Source organism: Paenibacillus sp. J22R67 (assembly GCF_059692175.1).
This window is the reverse complement of sequence record NZ_JCAUAX010000029.1, coordinates 1-18,358: the sequence shown is the minus strand read 5'-3', so window position 1 is coordinate 18,358 and position 18,358 is coordinate 1. Positions and strand designations below refer to the sequence as shown.

Sequence of the window (18,358 nt, the reverse complement as noted above, 5' to 3'; positions counted from 1 at the left end):
TCTCTTCTCTTCTCTTCTCTTCTCTTCTCTTCTCTTCTCTTCTCTTCTCTTCTCTTCTCTTCTCTTCTCTTCTCTTCTCTTCTCTTCTCTTCTCTTCTCTTCTCTTCTCTTTCCTCCACAAAGCCTATTCTCACAACACAAATTGGTACACAAAAATACAACCAAATTGGATCTTATTATTACACCATTTTTCCATTATGCTTACTAAAATCTCATACATCCAACTTTTTGACAAGGAGAATACGCCTATGAATTTCCAACCCATCATGCTAGAAGGTACCCAAGTTATTCTACTGCCGATGCAGGAATCCCACATTAGCGCACTAGTGGAGGCAGCCTCAGATCCTGCCATCTTTGCCTACATGACCCCGCTGCTTCAACCTTCAGCCGTTGAACAGTTTGTCCGCCAAGCATTAGATGAGCAAAAAGCTGGCCTAGGCATCCCCTACAGCGTATATGACAAACAGTCCGATAGCTTCGTCGGCAGCACGCGCCTTTTCGACTACTCGACCGCAAATCGTCACGTCGAGATCGGTCATACGTGGTACAATCCCCGTGTTTGGCGGACCAGAATAAATACGGAGTGTAAGTATTTGCTGCTACAGCACTGTTTTGAAACTTTAGACCTCCTGCGCGTTCAGCTTAAAACAGACCTAAGAAACGAGCGCTCTCAAGCGGCAATTACCCGAATAGGCGCCCAAAAAGAAGGCATACTCCGCCAACATCGCGTGCTTCACGACGGTTATGTGAGGGACACAGTTATGTTCAGCATCATTGCCCGCGAATGGCCCGATGTGAAGCTGCGGCTAGAAGGATTTTTAAATCAAGTAAAGGTTTAGATCCGAATAAAATTCTATCCAAAAAAATTTGTTTCTCGCAGTGACGTACCGGGGTGAAAGTGGTATAATAACTGCAAAAAATGAATAGCAAATTGGAAGGAATGACCCATGCTTATGAATCCTCTGGCACGACAGTTAAACGAGACCCTGGAACGTGAAAATTCTCACGTATTTGACATGCTTTCTGCATTAGGTAAATCGATTTACTTCCCGAAAGAAGGCATTCTTAGCCAATCTGCTGAAGCCAAGGCCAAGGCCAAAAAGTTCAACGCTACGATTGGTATTGCGATCGAAAACGGTCAGCCGATGCATTTGAAGGTCATTCAAGATACTCTCTCCACGTACGCACCTAAAGATATATATGAATATGCTCCGCCAGCTGGTAAGCCTGAGCTCCGCAGCGCATGGCGCAAAAAGATGCTCGAAGAAAACCCTGAGATCGGCAGCAAACTGATCGGCAACCCGATCGTAACGAATGCGTTGACGCACGGTCTAAGTATCGCAGCTGATCTTTTCGCTGATGCAGGCGACTCCGTTATTATTCCGGATAAAAACTGGGAGAATTACGAGCTCACTTTTGAAATCCGCCGTGGTGCGAAAATTGTAAACTTCCCGCTCTACAACGAGGAGCAGAAGTTTAATGCTGCTGGCCTCCGCGAAGCGCTGCTAGCTCAACAATCCAAAGGTAAAGCCATCGTTGTCTTGAACTTCCCGAACAACCCAACAGGCTACACGCCTGGGGCTGAAGAAGGTAATGAGATTGCTGCCGCGATTAAAGATGCAGCTGAAGCTGGCATCAATGTCGTTGTGCTAACTGACGATGCCTACTTTGGACTTTTCTTTGAAGGATCTCTTAACGAGTCCTTGTTCGGTAAATTAGCGGACATTCACCCGCGTGTGCTTGCGATCAAAATTGACGGTGCTACCAAAGAAGAATACGTCTGGGGTTTCCGTGTTGGTTTTGTCACTTATGCCGGCCAAAGCGAAGCGATGCTTAGTGCACTCGAACAGAAAACAATGGGTATCATCCGTGCGACAATCTCCAGCGGGCCTCACCCATCCCAAACTTTCGTGCTTCATGCGCTTAACTCCCCAGAGTTCAATCAGCAGAAGCAAGAGAAATATGAGATCATGAAAGGCCGTGCGAACCGTACGAAGTCCATTCTGGACTCCGGCAAGTTCGACGATGCATGGGGCTACTACCCGTTCAACTCCGGTTACTTCATGTGCCTGAAGCTCAAAACGGTTGATGCCGAAACTTTGCGTCTCCACTTGCTGGATCAACATGGTGTGGGTACCATCGCTCTTGGAGCGGCTGATCTGCGCGTCGCTTTCTCCTGTATTGAAGAAGGCAACCTGGAAGAGCTGTTCGACCTCATTTATCAGAGCGTGAAAGAAATCGAAACCGTCTCCGCTAGCAAATAGCCGAAACGAACAAAGAGGCTGTCTTATAGGGTCTACACCGACCTATGAGCAGCCTCTTTTTTATGCGATTATGCTTAATTTTCCTCACAGGCGAACTACAGTCCGCTATTTCCTGTTAAAACAGCTTTAGAACCAATTAATGGGAACAACGGTCCCCTATTCACCCGATTTCGGTAGCTTTATAGACTTCTGTCTCGTCCTTATCCAAGGTGAACCACCTTGGCATGAACTTGCCAGCCAATTTTAACGGACACTACTGCCGTTAAGATCGTGGAAATCGCCCCGTTTCATTTCTAACGGACACGGGTAACCTTATTTGCCGATTTCGAGGCGAAATCAAGGTAGAAACAAGCAATTAGCTGCGCTGGTGTCCGTTAGATTTCAAATCGCCTATAATTCGCCTAATAAGAGCGGCTGTGTCCGTTAGAGAGCCGGGGAGGCGTTGGCACACCAAGCCAACTGTTCAGTCCAGCCTCAGAATACTGCTGATTCCGTACAATCATGACAGATCAGCTTAATAATAGTCAGGTCTCTGATAGTCAGGCGACTGAGGTTTCACTGTCTGATGGTCATGTGACTATAGTGTTAGTGTGCTTACGTATCAACCAACCTGTTTCACCAGCTCACCATACTGCTCGTACCATTTCTTCCACTCATCCATCGGAAAGTCCATCGCTTGCCCATCCAGCAGCGCAGACATCATATCCAAACAAACATGCCAGCCAGCTAAGTCTTTTGGCGTATGGTCCGTCATCGTGCCAATGAACTCTCTTAAAACGAGTAAAGAACCCTCTGATCTTGCCGAAACTTCAAAGCGGACACGATCTTCCCCCCAAGTGAATTCCAGCACGGAAAGCGGCTCATAATCGGTAATCTCCATATCTATGAATGTACCTGAGCCATCCTTCATATCAAATTTCATGTGTCCGCCTTTGCGCAGATCCTCGGCTTGAAGATTGGACATCCATTTCTCTAGGCGATCATTTTCGGTAAGTGCTGCCCAAACCTCGCTGACTGTATGTCCCAGCGGACGATTGTACTGGACGATATACCCGTTCTCATTTTTGTGAATCGAAGCAATCATGTGCATGTGCATGTCCTCCTTAGATTCTAGTTAAAATGTTAAAGGATGCGTGCCGTAAACATCGCTCTAGCCACCCTGGCTCCATTCGCCACGATTTCCATATCTACCTTACAAAATCGGCGTGTCATTTCCACAATCGTCGGCACAATTTCAAAAGGCTCGTCCATTTGCAGCGGAATCAGAAAATAACAGGATGAGCTATCCAGAATGAGATCGCCCTTCTTATGCTCCTTAACCGTGCGATAGGCTGCACGAATCATAATCGTGGTGAGTATCCCCTCTGACACCAAACCTTCGAAGTTCGTCATTTGAGGCGTTATGGTCCCTTTAAAAGACAACTTGCCTTCGGCGTCGCGCACTTCATCGATCCCTGCATAGATCTGCACCTCGAATGTCTCCGCGTTCTGCGGCTGCTGCTGCATATGCTGCATCGCCTTCATGACATCTTTGCGGCTAATGACGCCGATCATTTTCCGCTCACTATCAATAACCGGCAGCAGTTCAATCCCTTCCCACACCATCATGTGCCCTGCTGAAGCAACCGAAGTCTTCAAGTTAATCATAAGCGGTTTCGGTGTCATTAACATGCTGATGAGCTGGTTCGGCTTCGCACCCACGATATCTTTAGTGGTGATCATCCCTATAGGCACCTTATAGTCATCAATGACAGGATAGCGCGTGTGCATAGTTTTGTCTGCCAGCTTTTGCATATCTTTAACGGTGTCCGTTCCATTGAGCGTGTAAATTGGACTGCCTTTGCGCATGATGTCGTCGACAATCATTATTTTCTTCTTGATCAGCCTGTCTTCCATCGCGCGATTGATCATCGTGGCCACCGTGAACGTATCAAAAGAACTCCCGATAATCGGCAGTTGAAGTTCATCTGCCAGCTCTTTGACTTCAGAAGTCGTATCAAAACCGCCCGTAATCAACACCCCCGCCCCTTGGCTAAGGGCGCACATATGGGCTTGTACACGATTACCGACAATAAGCAAATTGCCCGCCTCAATGTATTTCAACATCGCTTCGAGCTGCATGGCGCCAATTACGAATTTGTTCAGTGACTTATGTATACCGGAAGATCCTCCAAGCACAACGCCCTCCACCACATTCACGATTTCCGCGAACGTTAGCTTATCGATGACTGGCTCTTCTTTTTTTTCCATGCGTATCGTACCGATCCGGCGTTTGGTGCTGACCAGCCCGATGTTTTCCGCCTCTTTGATGGCTCGATAAGCTGTTCCTTCGCTCACATCCAAATCTTGAGCAATTTGACGAACAGACAGCTTGGTGCCGACAGGCACAGATTCAATATATTTTGTAATTTGTTCATGCTTCGTATGTAGCTCCGAATGGCCTGTGCTCATCGTTCACACCTCGCTGAACTGTGCTATAACATTGAGATAAGTATAGTACATTCAATTGGAAAAAGTAAGCAGATCACCTGATTCTTAAGCAGCTCCATCAGCTGTTACACAATAATAAAAACCTGCCGATTATTCGGCAGGCTCAGTAGCATAATCAAATCCATAATAAAGTGCCAAAGCTACTGGTGATAAGGGATAGAAAGCTGTATCGCCACACTCCTCGTGTGTAGTTCGTTCCTGTCGATTCGCCATAACTCCCTGAAAGTCATAGGTGCGCTGGCGTGAAACCTTTGTACTCTCGAACTCCATCGAAGATGCCAAGCTGCTCATAACCACTTCCCCCTTCGCTACACTCACCAATGTATTATTACATTTAACATATTGATAATATATTATATAAATAACAAAATTATATGTGAAACAATAATAAAAATTTTATTTATTTTATAACAATTCACCAGCTAATCAATGGGCTCAATAAAATATTTAATCTAATTTGATTCCTCACGCCTTGTATTTTGTTGTATATAACATACAATAAATTTAAAGTAACAATTTGGGGGGATTCGCTGAATGGCTAAGACATTTTTGAAAATTGCTGCGATTTACATCACACTAGGTGTTCTACTGGGAATGTTAATGGGCATCATTCAAGATTTTAGACTCGCCTCGGTCCACGCGCACATCAATTTGCTGGGTTGGGTATCTATGGCGATATTCGGTCTCATCTATCACTTCTATCCGCATGCAGCAGAAACGCGTCTTGCCAAGCTTCACTTCTGGTTACATAACATTGGCTTGCCTCTTATGCAGGGTGGACTAGCGATTGAAATTATCTCCGGCAATTCCGCTTTGCTCCCGCTTGTCATTGTCAGTTCCTTGCTCGTCGTTATTGGCGTCATCCTTTTTACGATAAATTTGTTTCTGCAACTTGGAAGTACATCTGTGAAACAAGCGAGTAAGAAGGACTTCCCGGGTTAATCACAAGTCATCTGACATTGAGGCGGCAACGTAATGTCAAATACGAGTAGGCTGCGAGCGAATCTTTTCGTTCCCACGACAACTTGGTTATCGTCGTACTCATGCACCATCTGCATATCCCACATCGCGCACAGCACCCCCTATATGCTCCATTTTCAATGACTTATGCCCTATAATAGATATAATGAAATATACCATTCATGGAGTTACAGAATTGTTATAAACAACCTTCAGAAAATAAAAAGAACCGTCAGGCTTCTCCTGACGGTTCTTTTTAGGTTTGGCGATCATCCGTATTTCCCAAAAACCTAGTGGTAATCTGGTTATAGGCTTATGCAAGGGAACTAGCGTTCCTTATTTGGACAAAAAGGACCAGTTTCGTTTCTCGGCGGAACTACAGGCCCTTATTTGTCTTCCATTGATGGTAGACTTGCTGTTTTTTAAGGTGAAATTGATAAAATAGAGGATCGTAGTTCCCCTTCCTCATGGAATGTGTTCCTTTTCATCGAAATAGAGTACTACAGTTCCCTCTAATCCCGCTGCATTCTGTTCACACTCTCAAAAAGGCTTCTTACCCTCATTCTCAATCAACTGCTCACGTTCGCCCTCATCCATTATGTTGCGCGTTGAATTACGGAACTCTCGAAGCGTATCGCCAAATGCTCTTCCAAGCTGCGGCAATTTGGACGGGCCGAAGACGATTAAAGCAATCGCCAAAATTAAGATTAAACCAGATACACCAATATTGTTAAACATGCGATATCCTCCTTTTATATTGAAACTTAGCTATTTGTCGGACTGCTCTGCCTCATCATCGCTCTCCACTGCCAGTTGGAAGCCAACGCGCTAATCTCGAACAACAGAAGCAATGGAACAGTTACCGATAGATGTGAAACCATGTCTGGAGGCGAAATGCACGATCCTGTAATCGTTAAAGCGATGTACGCGTATTTCCTCGACATTTTCAAACGCTGCGGCGTTAACAGTCCTATTTTAGTCAAAAACAGAAGAATCACGGGCAGTTCGAACGCTATTGCCATCGGAAACACGATTTGAAACAGAAACCCAAAGTACCGGTCAATGCCATAGGTTTCCACCGCGCCAATGGTTTGATTCATCCGCATCATAAAGCGAACCATCATGGGGAAGACGACCCAGTAGCTGAACGCTACCCCGATGATGAAAAGCGCAAAAGCCACTGGGATGTAGGGAAGGGCGCTTCTAGACTCCGCTTCTGTAAGCCCTGGCCTGACGAATGCCCACAGCTGGTAGAGCATCACAGGTACCGTAAACAATAAAGCGAAGAGGAATGCGCACTTCATATAAATCATCAGCCCATCTGTAAACGAGAACACATTCCACTTAATCTCACCGATCATAGGCTGCTTTTTCAAATACAACAAAATGTCGCTTGAAAGATACAGCCCCACACAAAGCATAACCACAAACCAAGCCAACACAATGATCAACCGCTTGCGGACCTCGGTAAGATGCAAAATCAAATCTTCTTGCCCCATGTGATCCCTCCGATCTGTAGGGTCATACTGGCAGCTTGTTTAAACGACCATTCCGCCTTGTTTCAAATATTTCGCGATCCCTTCAACGGCTCTATACGCAAGAGCTCCAACCGTCCCAGTCGGGTTATAGCCGCTGTTATGAGCGAATGCTGACGCTCCGACAACGAAAACATTTTCAGCATCCCACATTTGCAAATAGGAATTAACTGCCGAGGTAGAAGGATCCGCGCCCATTATGACTCCGCCTGTATTATGCGTGGACTGATACGGCACGATGTTGTAAGGTCCAAGCTGGTCCGATGAACCAATGCTCGTTGGATTCATTTCCTTCATAATTTCAGCGGCCTTACCACTCACGAATTTGATCATCTGCCGATCCTGCTCTTCGAAATCAAACGTAATTCTCGGCAGCGGAAGCCCATAGGCATCTTTATAAGTAGGATCCAGATCCACATAGTGATGCTTCCAAGGCAAACTTGATCCTTGCGGGGAAACAGCCAAGACACTATTCGCGTATTTCAGCGATTTCTGCTTGAAATCTTTCCCCCACGCAGGCGTACCCTTGGGAACTGAGTTGGTAGCAATCGGCCGTTGTCCAGTTTGTGAAATCCGAATACCGGCTCCATGAAGGAAATTTAGACTACTATGGTCAAAATTATCTCCGTTGAAATCAGGAATCTCCATGCCAAGCGATCCTGCACCGGCAAACAGATTAAACTCTTTGTCGTCAAAAAATCCGGTAGCCGAGCCGCCGTTCGTTTGGTAGCAGTAATTTTTACCGATTACTCCTTTACCAGAGGCTGGATCGTAAGGTTTACCCAATTTGGATGTCAGCAAGAGCTTAATGTTGTTGAACACATAGCTGGCCATAATCACCACATCAGCCGGCTGCTCGAACTGTTCTCCTGTAACTGTGTTAACGTACACAACGCCACTAGCCTTTTTGCCGTCATTTAACACTTGAATGACATTCGAGTAAGAGCGCAGCTCGAAATTACCCGACTTCTGAGCAATTGGCAGCACAGTGACTACAGCATCCGCCTTGGCGCCATACTCGCAGCCAAAACGCTCACAATATCCGCAGTACTGGCACGCTGCTCTGGTAATACCGTCCGGATTCGTATATTGCTCGGACAGATTCGCCGACGGCATCATATAGGGGTGATAGCCTAGTTTTTTCGATGCATCCTCAAATAACTTCAGAACTGGCGTTTTCACCATGGCCTTGGTAGGGAACGGATTCGAACGCTTGCCCACCATTGGATTCTGATCCGGATCCCCCGAGATGCCTGCCAGCTTTTCAAATTTATCGAAATAAGGCTCTAATTGGTCATACGTGATGCCCCAGTCCTGGAGAGTCATTCCCTCCGGTATTTTCTGCTTCCCGTACCTCTCGACCGTTTTACTATAGATTTCAAAATCATACGGAAGAAACCTATACGTTTGTCCATTCCAGTGAATACTCGACCCGCCGAGCCCTTCACCGAGCAAAAAGGAACCGTATTCTCGCATGGGAACAGCCGCTAGCTTCTCCGTATTACGGAATGTCACTGTTTCCTTGGACAGATCCTGCATCAAATCGTACCTGGAGGCATAACGCAGCTCGTCATGCACCATGTAGTAATCCTGAGTGCTTCTTGGCTTCCCACGCTCTAGTCCAACCACTTTGACTCCTTGCTTCGACAGCTCGGCAGCGATGATGCCCCCGACCCATCCCATTCCAACAATAACTACTGGAACTTTTGGCATTTTAGTAGCCATGTGCTTTATTCCCTTCCTTCATTGGATTTTACTCTTAATGAACAAAATGATCATGCAAACTCCGTGGTTCCATAGCAACGAATTGATCCTTGGCCATGATATCGGTATAGCTCATTTGGTTGCCTGGATATTTCCGCATTTTCCAGCCCTGCATATCCTTATTCCCCCCGTATAGCGGGTCCGAATACACGCCTTCCATCACGAGCACACGAAATTGATTGAAAAAGGTTTTACCCGTTACACCATTTACAACATTGATTTCGCCTTTTTCCATCGAGGTAAGAATCGCATCCTGTTCCTCAGGAGCAAGCTCCACAAAGGACTTGGTGTATTTCGACTTACTCGCTTCTTCCATGCTTTGCAGACCCATCGTAATCAGCTCGTGGCGCTGAATACTTAAGTAGTCGCCTTGCGTCGCTTCACCTTTAACGAAGGGGCCTGTCCGATACGTTCGGGCATTCACTCCCCAAGGGCTTGCCAACTGATGATCGATGTAAAAGGCAACCCCTAAATCCGTTGCTCCCGGCCCACTTTCATCTTTTGGAAAAATACGTTCAGCCGCAGCTTCTGTCATCTGTAGCTGAGCTTGGTTGAAAAACATAGGTGCTCTGTTGTAGTCCATTCCGGCTTGAACTTGCGGGGTTGCCGATGGCGAAGGGGCTGGCGTCGCCGGCTTTTTGGTAAATCCGCCAGAAATCGCACTGCCAATCACCCCTCCTACCACCACTCCACCAATAGCAGTACCGGTATATTTCAGGAAACTGCGTCGCGACTGGTCAGGGGAATTTTCCACATTTTTATCAGCCATAGGGTTGCCTCCTTGGAATTTTATGAACAATAGGTTACTTATGGTAGTTATGGATATCATGAGCCCAGACCTGTTATCTTATTCATTATTTGCATGAAAAATTGGCAATTCGGGCAATGTAAATTTACAGTCATTACGCAGATTTTTGCATGCAATCCATGGCTGTCTTGCACTTGAACCTACGCATATGAGGAGAAGTCCACATGAAGAAAACTTTATTAGTCCTCTCTCTGCTGCTCGCTAGTTCTCTAGCTGCTTGCGGCAAGAGCGAAACAAAACCGGAGACAAGCCCGTCCGCACCTGCAAGCCCATCTGTGTCAACAAGCCCGTCCGCGACCCAGAGCACTGGGGGTACAACCAAGGTTGAGGCAACAGCCGTGTTCAAAGCCAACTGTGTAAGCTGCCATGGTGTCAACTTGGAAGGTGCCGTAGGACCTAATCTTCAAAAAGTAGGCAGCAAACTATCTAAGGATCAAGTTGCTGCAACGGTGACCAACGGGAAAGGCGCAATGCCTAGCTTTAAAGGCAAGCTAAATGATGATGAAATTTCGTCCCTCGCTACTTGGCTTGCCGACAAGAAATAGATACAAAAAATCCCGCCTCAGAATGAGTGCGGGATTTTTATATTAATTAGAGACAATCAACGGTACGACTTTACCGCTATTCACATCGATTAGTCCATAGTCGGTTATTTTCAAGGCTGGACTTACAGGTAGAGAATGCGTGCTGATCGACATAATAGGATTATAATGACAGTAGCCTAACGATTCCATCGCTTTACGCAGTTGTTCTACTTCCTTGGCTACTTGCTCAAGTGGAGCTTCTGTTAAAATACCGCCGACAGGCAGCTTAAGAGAAGAGATTACCTTACCGTCTTCTACGACGCTAAAGCCCCCCTGATTGTTAATTACCTCGTTAGCCGCGATGATCATATCATGAGGATTGTGTCCGACAACAAGTAAGTTATGATTATCGTGGGAATACGTCGTCGCCACAGCTCCTCGTTTAATCGTGTCACCGCCAATTAAGCCATAGGCACGATTTCCGTTTTTACCATAGCGTTCAAAAGTAGCAATAAGCCCTTTTCCGCCTTCCTGCCACATAAGCTCTCCTGATCGAACGTTAACCTCCGTATGAAGCTCCTCTGTAAAGGTAGAACCGTTTTTCACCATCATCACACGGCAGGCATACGAACCGTCCATTTCTTCTACATTCACTGAGAAATCTGCTTCCGTTAATGGCGACATCTGGACGCTTTGATAATAATGGGCCGGAAAAGCAGGCGAGCTCGTGACTGAGGTGTAAGCCTCTTGAACATCATAAACCTTGCGTCCGTGCTTGAACACTTGGTCAATAGTCAGAAGTTCCAGATCAGAAATTAACTGAAAATCACCAACTTTGCCCGGTGCAATAACGCCGCGATCATACATCCGCATTCTTTTAGCTGGAGAAAGGGTACTAGCATAAATCGCATGCTCAGGCTTCATCCCCATCTCGATCGCTTTACGCACAATATGATTCAAGTGACCGCGCCGCTCGAAGGAGTCCGCCATCACATCGTCAGTAACAAAGCAGAAGTGCTCAGACACTTCATGCTCCATCAAATAATCCATGACTTCAGGTGTCATTGATTTTTCCTGAATTTCAATAAACATGCCCGCAGCGATCCGGGCTTCCATGCCCTCAATCGTCTGATGGGTGTGATCGGAATCGACTCCGCTATAGATCATTCTATGCAAGTCCAAATCCAGCAGTTTCGGCACATGCCCCTCAATAATCAGATGAGGATAGTGCTTGCGAATATGGTTGATGATGTGATTCGTTTTGCAGTCTGGATCCGTTATGACATCAACGAAATTCATAATTTCACCTAGGCAAATAATACGTTCCGTTCGCAACAGCTCGTCCATATCCTCGATTTCGATCGAACCGCCGGACGTTTCCATGGATGTGGCAGGAACTGAACTTGGAAGGGCATAGAACATGTCCGCTACACAATGCTGGCTAGCTTTGATGAATTCCTTGACCCCGTCAAGTCCGAAAACATTAGCAATTTCATGCGGCTCCGGAACAATCGTCGTAACACCATTGCGAATAAGGCCGTAGGAGAACGTCTCCGGTGTGACCATTGTGCTTTCGATGTGCAGATGGATGTCAATGAGGCCTGGAATCATGTAGCGACCTTGCCCGTCCAAACGTTCAGCAGCCGCAAAGCTTTCCGTACCCTTTTTTCCGATATATAGAAACTTGCCATCTAGAATAGCTGCGTTACCTTCGATGAATGTTTTGAAATAGCTATTATAAATCTTTACATTTTCTATCAGTAAATCAACATGCATATGCCTTTACCTCCAAGTACACTACTCTACTAAAACCAATTTCTCGCTTGGAAAATGAAGCCGAACTTCTTGACTGCTCGGATATGGGAATTCCATTTCTTTGTTGACCGTAATGTCCCCTAGTGCCGTCTCAACGACGTATTGATAGCTTCTCCCTAAGAAGGTGCTCACTTTAACACGTCCTGTCACTACATTGGGACCTTCCTCTATTTCACCCGGCTTGCCAAGGATGACATCATCTGGACGAATAGCGCCTTGCATCCCGGCCTGTTCTCCCTTATTAACATGCTTAGTTACAGTGAACATATAGTCTTTCACTTTTAGTGCAATCACTTCTTTTTCTTCATACCTGGTATCAAAGGAGATAAAATTCGTAAAGCCAATAAAGCGAGCAACGAACTCTGTTTTTGGATATTTGAAAATCGTTGCCGGAGCACCCAGCTGCTCGATAATCCCTTTATTCATAATCGCCACCTGATCCGAAATCGAGAAGCACTCCTCCTGATCATGGGAGACATAGACGGTAGTAATACCGAGCTCCTGTTGGATCCGGCGAATCTCTACGCGCATATTGATACGCAGATTGGCATCCAGATTACTTAGGGGCTCGTCAAAGAGCAGCAGCTCAGGTTCAATGACTAGCGCCCTGGCAATAGCCACCCGCTGTCTCTGACCGCCTGAGAGTTCTTTCGGATAACGCTTCTCGAAGCCGGACAAGCTTACCGTTTCCAGAATGCTGCGAACACGTCGATCAAGCTCCGCTCCGCTAACCTTCCGAAGACGAAGGCCGAAGGCCACATTATCGTAAATGGACAAGTGCGGGAACAGCGCATAGCTCTGAAACACGAAGCCGAAGTTACGCTTGCTAACGGGAATCCGCGTGTAATCCTTCCCATTTAAAGCGAATTTGCCTTCCTTAGCTTCCAAGAACCCCGCGATGAGCCGTAGGGTCGTCGTTTTCCCGCATCCGCTTGGACCGAGAAGAGATATTAAATTTCCTTTTTCTACACTTAAATTGAAGTCCTTCAAAATATATTGCTGGTCGTAGGCAACCGAAATATTTTCCAGAGTAAGCAATGCCATGGATGAAAGCCTCCGTTATCGTTTGGTGAAGTAGGATAAACCCATCAACCGTTCAATGATGAACATAAGTACCGCGGTTAAGATCATAAGTAAAACCGAAATAGCAGCAATCGTAGGGTCAAAATGGTTCTCCACATACGTCAGCATCTGAATTGGCAGCGTGCTGATGCCAGGACCCGTCATAAAGACTGAGATGTCGACATTATTAAAAGATTCCAAAAATGCAATCAAAATGGCTGCAATAATACCTGATTTGATGTTCGGCAGGACCACTTTAAAGAAAGTTTTTAGCCGGCCGGCACCAAGACTCAAGGCAGCTTCCTCAACCGCGAAATCGAAATTCGATAAGCTTGATGCAATGACACGGATGATAAAAGGAAGCATAATCACCGTGTGCCCTATGAGCAAAGCTGCATAAATCGGAAGGTGATACGTGACGATAAGATACCTTAGCATCGTAAATCCAAGCACGATACCAGGAATAAGGACGGGGGAAATAAAGACAGCATTCAGTGCCTCTTTCCCTTTAAACGCGAACCGACTTAACGCGTACGCCGCTGGAATTCCAAGCAGCAAAGCAAACAAGTTACCAATCAGCGATACAATAATAGAGGTGCCCGCGGTTGTCATGAACATCTTAACTTCCCAAATGTTGCGGTACCATTTCAACGAAAATCCTGTCGGCGGGAATTTCAGTACACTCCCTGGCTCAAATGAAGCAAATGCTATAATAACGAGCGGCCCGAGCAAGAAAATATAGACAAGAAGGGTGAAAAACGCTAGCCCTCGATTCTTTTCCCGCATAGTTCTACCCCTTCGGATTTAATTTAGTCGCCAATTTATTCATTAGCGCGATGACGACGAAGGTGATCACGATCATAATCACAGCAATAACGGAGGCGAGATGCCAGTCGTTAAGCGTAATCGCATTCTGATAAAGGAACGTGGAGATAACTCGCTGCTTGCCACCGAGCAAAGCAGGCGTCGTATAGGCCGTCAAACTGCCGACAAAAACAAGAATACTTCCTATGATTAATCCGGGAACGCTGAGTGGCACAATGACCTTAACGAAAGCTTTAAATCGATTAGCTCCCAAGCTTTCCGCCGCTTTGATCAGATCCGGATCTATATTCTCAAGAACACCGACCAACGTAATAAGGATGAGCGGTAAAAACAAGTGGATGAGACCAATCATCATGGCCGCTGGCGTGTACAAAATATCCAGTGGTTCCTTAATGAGACCGATCGCAATCAAGGCGTTGTTGAGTAATCCTTTTTTACCTAAAATAATCATCCAGCTGAATGATCTAACGACAGAGCTTGTCAGCAGTGGAAAAATGGCTAGAGCAAGTAGAATTGCCTTCTGTCTAGGTCCCTGTTTGGATATAAAATAGGCCACCGGAAACCCAAGTATGATACAGAGAATCGTGGTCACCAAGCTTACACGCAGCGTCGTCCACACAATTTTGAGAAAGTACGGGTCTTTGAAAAAATTTAAATATCCTGCAAAGGTAAATGTGCCTTTATCGAAAAAGGTCGAACCTATCGTAAGAAGGATCGGAACTACCATGAAAACCGTCAGGAACAATACACCTGGCAGTAATAGTAATAATAAGTACGTTTTTTTCATGCAGCTTTACTCCTGTTCCTGGGTTCGCTATGCACGTAACGTGCGGATAAAAAGTTGAAGAAATTCGTCAGCCGCAACCTCGGTACATACTTGTACGTTGGCCGCTTTGGACAAGCGATTCTGGAAATCGCATACGGTTTGACCATCACACAGCTCACTCTTGGTTTCTACATCGACGTAGTATTTGCGGGTCGTGACCAGCTGTTTGTTTAGCGCTACTCCGACAGCAAGAGGATCATGAAGCGCACAAGATCTAATACCATTGCGTTCATGGTAACGCTCCATATAATCCGCTGTGCTCTCCTTCACATAACGAGCTATCGGCGAGTCCCCAAGAGCACGGATATGCTCGTCGGTCAGCAGCGCTTTCCTTGTTACATCCAAGCCTACGAGGGTCAGGTTTGGGAAACCTGCTTGGAATACGATTTTGGCCGCTTCCGGATCGACGTAGATGTTGAACTCCGCTGTAGGCGTCACATTGCCGAAGCCTTGGACGACGCCACCCATCACAATCACTTCTTTCACCTGACGAACCAGCTCAGGATACTTCATAACGGCCAAAGCTAGGTTCGTCAGTGGAGCCGTCATGACTAAGGTAACCTCTCCAGCATGCTGTTTCACTTGATCCACGATGAAATCAACAGCATGGCCATCGGCTGCCTCTACATGAACCGGCATGTCGAGTAAAGCCCCACCAAGCCCATCTTTACCATGGACCCGATGCTCAAAGAAAGTAGGGCGCATCAAAGGTTTATTCGCGCCTCGAATAACAGGAATCTCATGCTCCATCCCGAGCAGTTGCAGAATTTTGCATGTATTCACAGTCGCTTGATCCAACGATACGTTTCCATTCACCGTAGTGATGCCCAGTACGTCCATTTCTCCGCTTTTTACGGCAAGCAGGATTCCCAGTGCATCATCTATCCCTGTATCCACGTCGAGGATGACTTTCTTTTTCATAACTAAGCCCCCTTCAAGTCCTTTTTAAGAAAACAAAGGTATACACACAAGCATATACCCTTGTCCACTTCTATATTATTGAGCAACTTCCTTATTCCAACGATCAATCCACGATTTAAGATGCTCATTCACGAATTTCATATCCATCTTGATCAGTTTATTTACAACATCTGCGCCATAAGTAATCCCTTGAGCTTCATCAGCGGAGAGCTGCAGTGTCGTGTTTACAGGTGAATCTACTTTCGCTTTAGCCGATTTCTCTTGCACTTCTTTGCTCAAATGCCAGTTGATGAAATCTTCCGCCAGTTGCTTATTTTTGCTTCCTTTAACCACGTTGACCGTATTCATTACGGCATATGCCCCTTCTGCCGGGGAAATGAACTTCGTATCAGGCACAGCAGCTTTCAAATCTTTCACATACATCTCCATGATAGGCCCAGCAGCAATTTCCCCTTGCGCGAACATATTAACGAATTCAGAAGTTTGTCCGTAATACTTGACGACTCCTTTATTCAGCTCCTTAACCTTTGTGAAAGCTTGATCCTCATTGAACTTCGCATTGCCAGATACCAGTGAGGCTGCATCTAGAACCATAGGGCCTGTCGTAGACGTAATGTTTGGAAGGGTCAGCTTCTTGGAGAGCTCAGGACTCCACAGGTCGCTCCACGACTTAATTTCTTTACCGACTGCTTTGGGATTATAGGCAATTCCGAAGCGGCCAATCGTATAGGCAGGACCGTAATCTTCACCAAGCGGTGCCTTAGCAATATCGTAGATATCTTTTAAATTCGGAATACGGCTGCGGTCGATTTTTTCGAATAATCCTGCTTCAATACCTTGTTGTGCATAGTAGTCGGATAAATACATAAGATCTACTTTTGAACTGCCTTGTTTCACTTTGTTTAAACGTTCGGAGTTATTGCCGATTTCCAAAACGATCTTCACATTATGCTCTTTCTCAAAAGGCGCATATACTTCTTTCTTAAAGAAATCATCGGAAAAACCCCAAGTGGAAATAACCAATTGTGTCGGTTCTCCTTTTGTTGCTCCTGCAGGCGAAGCTGTTGCTGCACCAGTATTGCCCTGATCTTTCGCAGGTCCAGTACCGCACCCCGTCAGGGCAAGTCCTACTACGGATAAAGAAATCAAACCACGAAGCATTTTTTGTTTCATCTTTAACATCCTCCCAATATCATATATATAATTTGTAGCGTTAATCCCTTTGTTAAATTTTTACTAGTATTCTACACAGGCTCATAAATATATGCCATGCCTCTTGCTAAGACAAAAAAAAAATAGAAAAGTGCCCTTGATAGAAGATAACTTCTAACAAGAGCACTTTTCATCGTAAACAATGGAAAGAGACATCAAGTGATATACGAGCGGGTAAGCTCTTAAGATAGATCAAAAGAGATACACCTTGGTCTAGACTATTTAGTTGGTTTAAGTATAATGTTCGTTATGGCCCATTGCGTCGGTGGATCATAGTCTCTTAACACCGCATCCATGGACAACCCAAGTTCTTGCTCCATCTTTTCCCGGATTCTCTTCTTGTAAATCGAGGACATGTAAAAATCGACCTCGTGTTTTAGCGTAGGAGCTTCTCCTTCTAAAGCCGTAGAGCGGGGCGACCGACGATGCTTGGCGTGAAAAGTAATGATATTCTGATCCAAAGAAACCTTCAGCAATGTTGTACCAAAACCGAATAACTCTTTGGAGATCTCGTTATACAGGTGACACAGCTTCTTCTTGTATTCATTAGAATCATCCGGTACGGACATTACATCACCTTCAAGAGGAATAATTGATCTGTATTTTTTCGAGCTATATTAATAATACATAGGATTCCTCAATTAATCAAGGTTATTGTTCGTGATTTTATATGGAATTAAACGTAATTCGACCTAAACTCTTGTAAAATATCCGTTTTTCCGAATGTCTTACTTAATAGTGATAGTGTCTATGTGCATCGATTGGATATCGTGGAGACATAAATCAATTGAGGACTCTACTGTAAATCAAAAAAACCTTACAAATGTAAGGTTTTCTCGTAAATCTGGGATGCGGTCGGAGGGATTTGAACCCTCACGCCTTGTGAGCGCCACCCCCTCAAGATGGTGTGTCTGCCGTTCCACCACGACCGCTTAAAAGGAAGATAAACTGGGGATCTAGGATTCGAACCTAGGCATGACGGAGTCAAAGTCCGTTGCCTTACCGCTTGGCTAATCCCCAACGAAATAAGGGAAAAGGGCGACCGATGGGACTTGAACCCACGAATGCTGGATCCACAAACCAGTGCGTTAACCCCTTCGCCACGACCGCCACAGTAGGGATTTATTCCCTGAAGACTAGATACGAAACTTGCGTAAAGGTAAGAATTTCTTAGGTTTTCTGGGCCCCGAGAAAGTATTCGGAATCAGCTACAGAGCTTATCTTCACTTTCTTCGGTACATTTGGTTAAGCCCTCGACCGATTAGTATTCGTCAGCTGCATACGTTGCCGCACTTCCACCTCGAACCTATCAACCTCGTCGTCTACAAGGGGTCTTACATACTGGGAAATCT

Annotated in this window: 19 protein-coding genes, 3 tRNA genes and 1 rRNA gene; 4 read left to right on the top strand and 19 right to left on the bottom strand. The window is 45.6% G+C overall.

Annotated features, from left to right (window positions below):
* Positions 1-248: 248 nt before the first annotated feature.
* A complete protein-coding gene (locus AC58VC_RS38010) occupies positions 249-839 on the top strand; it encodes a GNAT family N-acetyltransferase (RefSeq protein ID WP_497376664.1) in 591 nt (196 codons plus the stop codon).
* A gap of 114 nt (positions 840-953) precedes the next feature.
* Entirely contained in the window at positions 954-2,264 is a 1,311-nt protein-coding gene (locus tag AC58VC_RS38005; protein ID WP_497376667.1) for an aminotransferase class I/II-fold pyridoxal phosphate-dependent enzyme, read from the top strand.
* Between the two features lie 601 nt (positions 2,265-2,865).
* Here the strand turns inward: AC58VC_RS38005 and AC58VC_RS38000 are convergent.
* The 3 genes from AC58VC_RS38000 to AC58VC_RS37990 form a co-directional block, all read right to left on the bottom strand.
* Positions 2,866-3,348 (bottom strand): SRPBCC family protein, encoded by a 483-nt coding sequence (locus AC58VC_RS38000; RefSeq protein ID WP_497376666.1) that lies wholly within the window; start codon positions 3,346-3,348, stop codon positions 2,866-2,868.
* Positions 3,349-3,386: 38 nt separating this feature from the next.
* On the bottom strand, positions 3,387-4,715 hold the full coding sequence (locus AC58VC_RS37995; RefSeq protein WP_497376662.1) for a DRTGG domain-containing protein: 1,329 nt from the start codon (positions 4,713-4,715) through the stop codon (positions 3,387-3,389).
* 129 nt (positions 4,716-4,844) lie between these two features.
* Complete coding sequence (locus tag AC58VC_RS37990) at positions 4,845-5,045, bottom strand: hypothetical protein (RefSeq protein WP_497376661.1); 201 nt, start codon at positions 5,043-5,045, stop codon at positions 4,845-4,847.
* Positions 5,046-5,288: 243 nt separating this feature from the next.
* Here AC58VC_RS37990 and AC58VC_RS37985 point away from each other — a divergent pair, with 243 nt between their 5' ends.
* On the top strand, positions 5,289-5,696 hold the full coding sequence (locus AC58VC_RS37985) for a cytochrome-c oxidase (protein WP_497376659.1): 408 nt from the start codon (positions 5,289-5,291) through the stop codon (positions 5,694-5,696).
* On the opposite strand, the gene AC58VC_RS37980 is transcribed toward AC58VC_RS37985, so the two are convergent.
* The 5 genes from AC58VC_RS37980 to AC58VC_RS37960 form a co-directional block, all read right to left on the bottom strand.
* Entirely contained in the window at positions 5,693-5,821 is a 129-nt protein-coding gene (locus AC58VC_RS37980; protein WP_497376658.1) for a hypothetical protein, read from the bottom strand. The two genes, AC58VC_RS37985 and AC58VC_RS37980, sit on opposite strands and share 4 nt — an antisense overlap.
* Positions 5,822-6,254: 433 nt before the next feature.
* A complete protein-coding gene (gene tatA / locus AC58VC_RS37975; protein WP_161410341.1) occupies positions 6,255-6,452 on the bottom strand; it encodes a twin-arginine translocase TatA/TatE family subunit in 198 nt (65 codons plus the stop codon).
* A gap of 26 nt (positions 6,453-6,478) precedes the next feature.
* Positions 6,479-7,213 (bottom strand): twin-arginine translocase subunit TatC, encoded by a 735-nt coding sequence (gene tatC / locus AC58VC_RS37970; RefSeq protein ID WP_497376657.1) that lies wholly within the window; start codon positions 7,211-7,213, stop codon positions 6,479-6,481.
* 39 nt (positions 7,214-7,252) lie between these two features.
* Complete coding sequence (locus AC58VC_RS37965) at positions 7,253-8,974, bottom strand: GMC family oxidoreductase (RefSeq protein WP_497376656.1); 1,722 nt, start codon at positions 8,972-8,974, stop codon at positions 7,253-7,255.
* A gap of 34 nt (positions 8,975-9,008) precedes the next feature.
* The gene (locus tag AC58VC_RS37960; RefSeq protein WP_497376655.1) at positions 9,009-9,782 is read right to left on the bottom strand and encodes a gluconate 2-dehydrogenase subunit 3 family protein; all 774 of its coding nucleotides are present in this window, start codon (positions 9,780-9,782) and stop codon (positions 9,009-9,011) included.
* A 203-nt stretch (positions 9,783-9,985) separates the two neighbouring features.
* Between AC58VC_RS37960 and AC58VC_RS37955 the strand changes: the two genes are divergently transcribed.
* Positions 9,986-10,366 carry a c-type cytochrome gene (locus AC58VC_RS37955; protein ID WP_497376654.1) on the top strand — a complete coding sequence of 127 codons (381 nt, stop codon included), beginning with the start codon at positions 9,986-9,988 and terminating at the stop codon, positions 10,364-10,366.
* Positions 10,367-10,408: 42 nt separating this feature from the next.
* On the opposite strand, the gene AC58VC_RS37950 is transcribed toward AC58VC_RS37955, so the two are convergent.
* From AC58VC_RS37950 to AC58VC_RS37900, 11 genes are all read right to left on the bottom strand, one after another.
* A complete protein-coding gene (locus tag AC58VC_RS37950) occupies positions 10,409-12,121 on the bottom strand; it encodes an adenine deaminase C-terminal domain-containing protein (RefSeq protein WP_497376653.1) in 1,713 nt (570 codons plus the stop codon).
* A 21-nt stretch (positions 12,122-12,142) separates the two neighbouring features.
* Complete coding sequence (locus tag AC58VC_RS37945; protein ID WP_497376652.1) at positions 12,143-13,204, bottom strand: ABC transporter ATP-binding protein; 1,062 nt, start codon at positions 13,202-13,204, stop codon at positions 12,143-12,145.
* A 15-nt stretch (positions 13,205-13,219) separates the two neighbouring features.
* Positions 13,220-14,008 (bottom strand): ABC transporter permease, encoded by a 789-nt coding sequence (locus AC58VC_RS37940; protein WP_497376651.1) that lies wholly within the window; start codon positions 14,006-14,008, stop codon positions 13,220-13,222.
* Positions 14,009-14,012: 4 nt separating this feature from the next.
* Positions 14,013-14,834: an ABC transporter permease gene (locus AC58VC_RS37935; protein ID WP_145661882.1), complete on the bottom strand. Its 822-nt coding sequence runs from the start codon at positions 14,832-14,834 to the stop codon at positions 14,013-14,015.
* A gap of 27 nt (positions 14,835-14,861) precedes the next feature.
* The gene (locus AC58VC_RS37930) at positions 14,862-15,794 is read right to left on the bottom strand and encodes a nucleoside hydrolase (protein WP_497376650.1); all 933 of its coding nucleotides are present in this window, start codon (positions 15,792-15,794) and stop codon (positions 14,862-14,864) included.
* A 75-nt stretch (positions 15,795-15,869) separates the two neighbouring features.
* Positions 15,870-16,967 (bottom strand): ABC transporter substrate-binding protein, encoded by a 1,098-nt coding sequence (locus AC58VC_RS37925; RefSeq protein WP_161410351.1) that lies wholly within the window; start codon positions 16,965-16,967, stop codon positions 15,870-15,872.
* A gap of 257 nt (positions 16,968-17,224) precedes the next feature.
* On the bottom strand, positions 17,225-17,575 hold the full coding sequence (locus AC58VC_RS37920) for a DUF2294 domain-containing protein (protein ID WP_497376649.1): 351 nt from the start codon (positions 17,573-17,575) through the stop codon (positions 17,225-17,227).
* A gap of 281 nt (positions 17,576-17,856) precedes the next feature.
* Positions 17,857-17,938: transfer RNA gene (locus AC58VC_RS37915), tRNA-Leu, on the bottom strand.
* Between the two features lie 16 nt (positions 17,939-17,954).
* Positions 17,955-18,026, bottom strand: a tRNA-Gln gene (locus AC58VC_RS37910).
* A 17-nt stretch (positions 18,027-18,043) separates the two neighbouring features.
* Positions 18,044-18,116 (bottom strand) — tRNA-His (locus AC58VC_RS37905).
* Between the two features lie 131 nt (positions 18,117-18,247).
* Positions 18,248-18,358 (bottom strand): 23S ribosomal RNA (locus AC58VC_RS37900); the annotation flags it as partial.

Excerpts from the sequence above, each read along its gene's own strand:
- AC58VC_RS38010 (WP_497376664.1), top strand. The coding sequence starts at position 249 with ATGAATTTCCAACCCATCATGCTAGAAGGTACCCAAGTTATTCTACTG.
- AC58VC_RS38005 (WP_497376667.1), top strand. The coding sequence starts at position 954 with ATGAATCCTCTGGCACGACAGTTAAACGAGACCCTGGAACGTGAAAAT.
- AC58VC_RS38000 (WP_497376666.1), bottom strand. The coding sequence starts at position 3,348 with ATGATTGCTTCGATTCACAAAAATGAGAACGGGTATATCGTCCAGTAC.
- AC58VC_RS37995 (WP_497376662.1), bottom strand. The coding sequence starts at position 4,715 with ATGAGCACAGGCCATTCGGAGCTACATACGAAGCATGAACAAATTACA.
- AC58VC_RS37990 (WP_497376661.1), bottom strand. The coding sequence starts at position 5,045 with ATGAGCAGCTTGGCATCTTCGATGGAGTTCGAGAGTACAAAGGTTTCA.
- AC58VC_RS37985 (WP_497376659.1), top strand. The coding sequence starts at position 5,289 with ATGGCTAAGACATTTTTGAAAATTGCTGCGATTTACATCACACTAGGT.
- AC58VC_RS37980 (WP_497376658.1), bottom strand. The coding sequence starts at position 5,821 with ATGTGGGATATGCAGATGGTGCATGAGTACGACGATAACCAAGTTGTC.
- tatA (WP_161410341.1), bottom strand. The coding sequence starts at position 6,452 with ATGTTTAACAATATTGGTGTATCTGGTTTAATCTTAATTTTGGCGATT.
- tatC (WP_497376657.1), bottom strand. The coding sequence starts at position 7,213 with ATGGGGCAAGAAGATTTGATTTTGCATCTTACCGAGGTCCGCAAGCGG.
- AC58VC_RS37965 (WP_497376656.1), bottom strand. The coding sequence starts at position 8,974 with ATGGCTACTAAAATGCCAAAAGTTCCAGTAGTTATTGTTGGAATGGGA.
- AC58VC_RS37960 (WP_497376655.1), bottom strand. The coding sequence starts at position 9,782 with ATGGCTGATAAAAATGTGGAAAATTCCCCTGACCAGTCGCGACGCAGT.
- AC58VC_RS37955 (WP_497376654.1), top strand. The coding sequence starts at position 9,986 with ATGAAGAAAACTTTATTAGTCCTCTCTCTGCTGCTCGCTAGTTCTCTA.
- AC58VC_RS37950 (WP_497376653.1), bottom strand. The coding sequence starts at position 12,121 with ATGCATGTTGATTTACTGATAGAAAATGTAAAGATTTATAATAGCTAT.
- AC58VC_RS37945 (WP_497376652.1), bottom strand. The coding sequence starts at position 13,204 with ATGGCATTGCTTACTCTGGAAAATATTTCGGTTGCCTACGACCAGCAA.
- AC58VC_RS37940 (WP_497376651.1), bottom strand. The coding sequence starts at position 14,008 with ATGCGGGAAAAGAATCGAGGGCTAGCGTTTTTCACCCTTCTTGTCTAT.
- AC58VC_RS37935 (WP_145661882.1), bottom strand. The coding sequence starts at position 14,834 with ATGAAAAAAACGTACTTATTATTACTATTACTGCCAGGTGTATTGTTC.
- AC58VC_RS37930 (WP_497376650.1), bottom strand. The coding sequence starts at position 15,794 with ATGAAAAAGAAAGTCATCCTCGACGTGGATACAGGGATAGATGATGCA.
- AC58VC_RS37925 (WP_161410351.1), bottom strand. The coding sequence starts at position 16,967 with ATGAAACAAAAAATGCTTCGTGGTTTGATTTCTTTATCCGTAGTAGGA.
- AC58VC_RS37920 (WP_497376649.1), bottom strand. The coding sequence starts at position 17,575 with ATGTCCGTACCGGATGATTCTAATGAATACAAGAAGAAGCTGTGTCAC.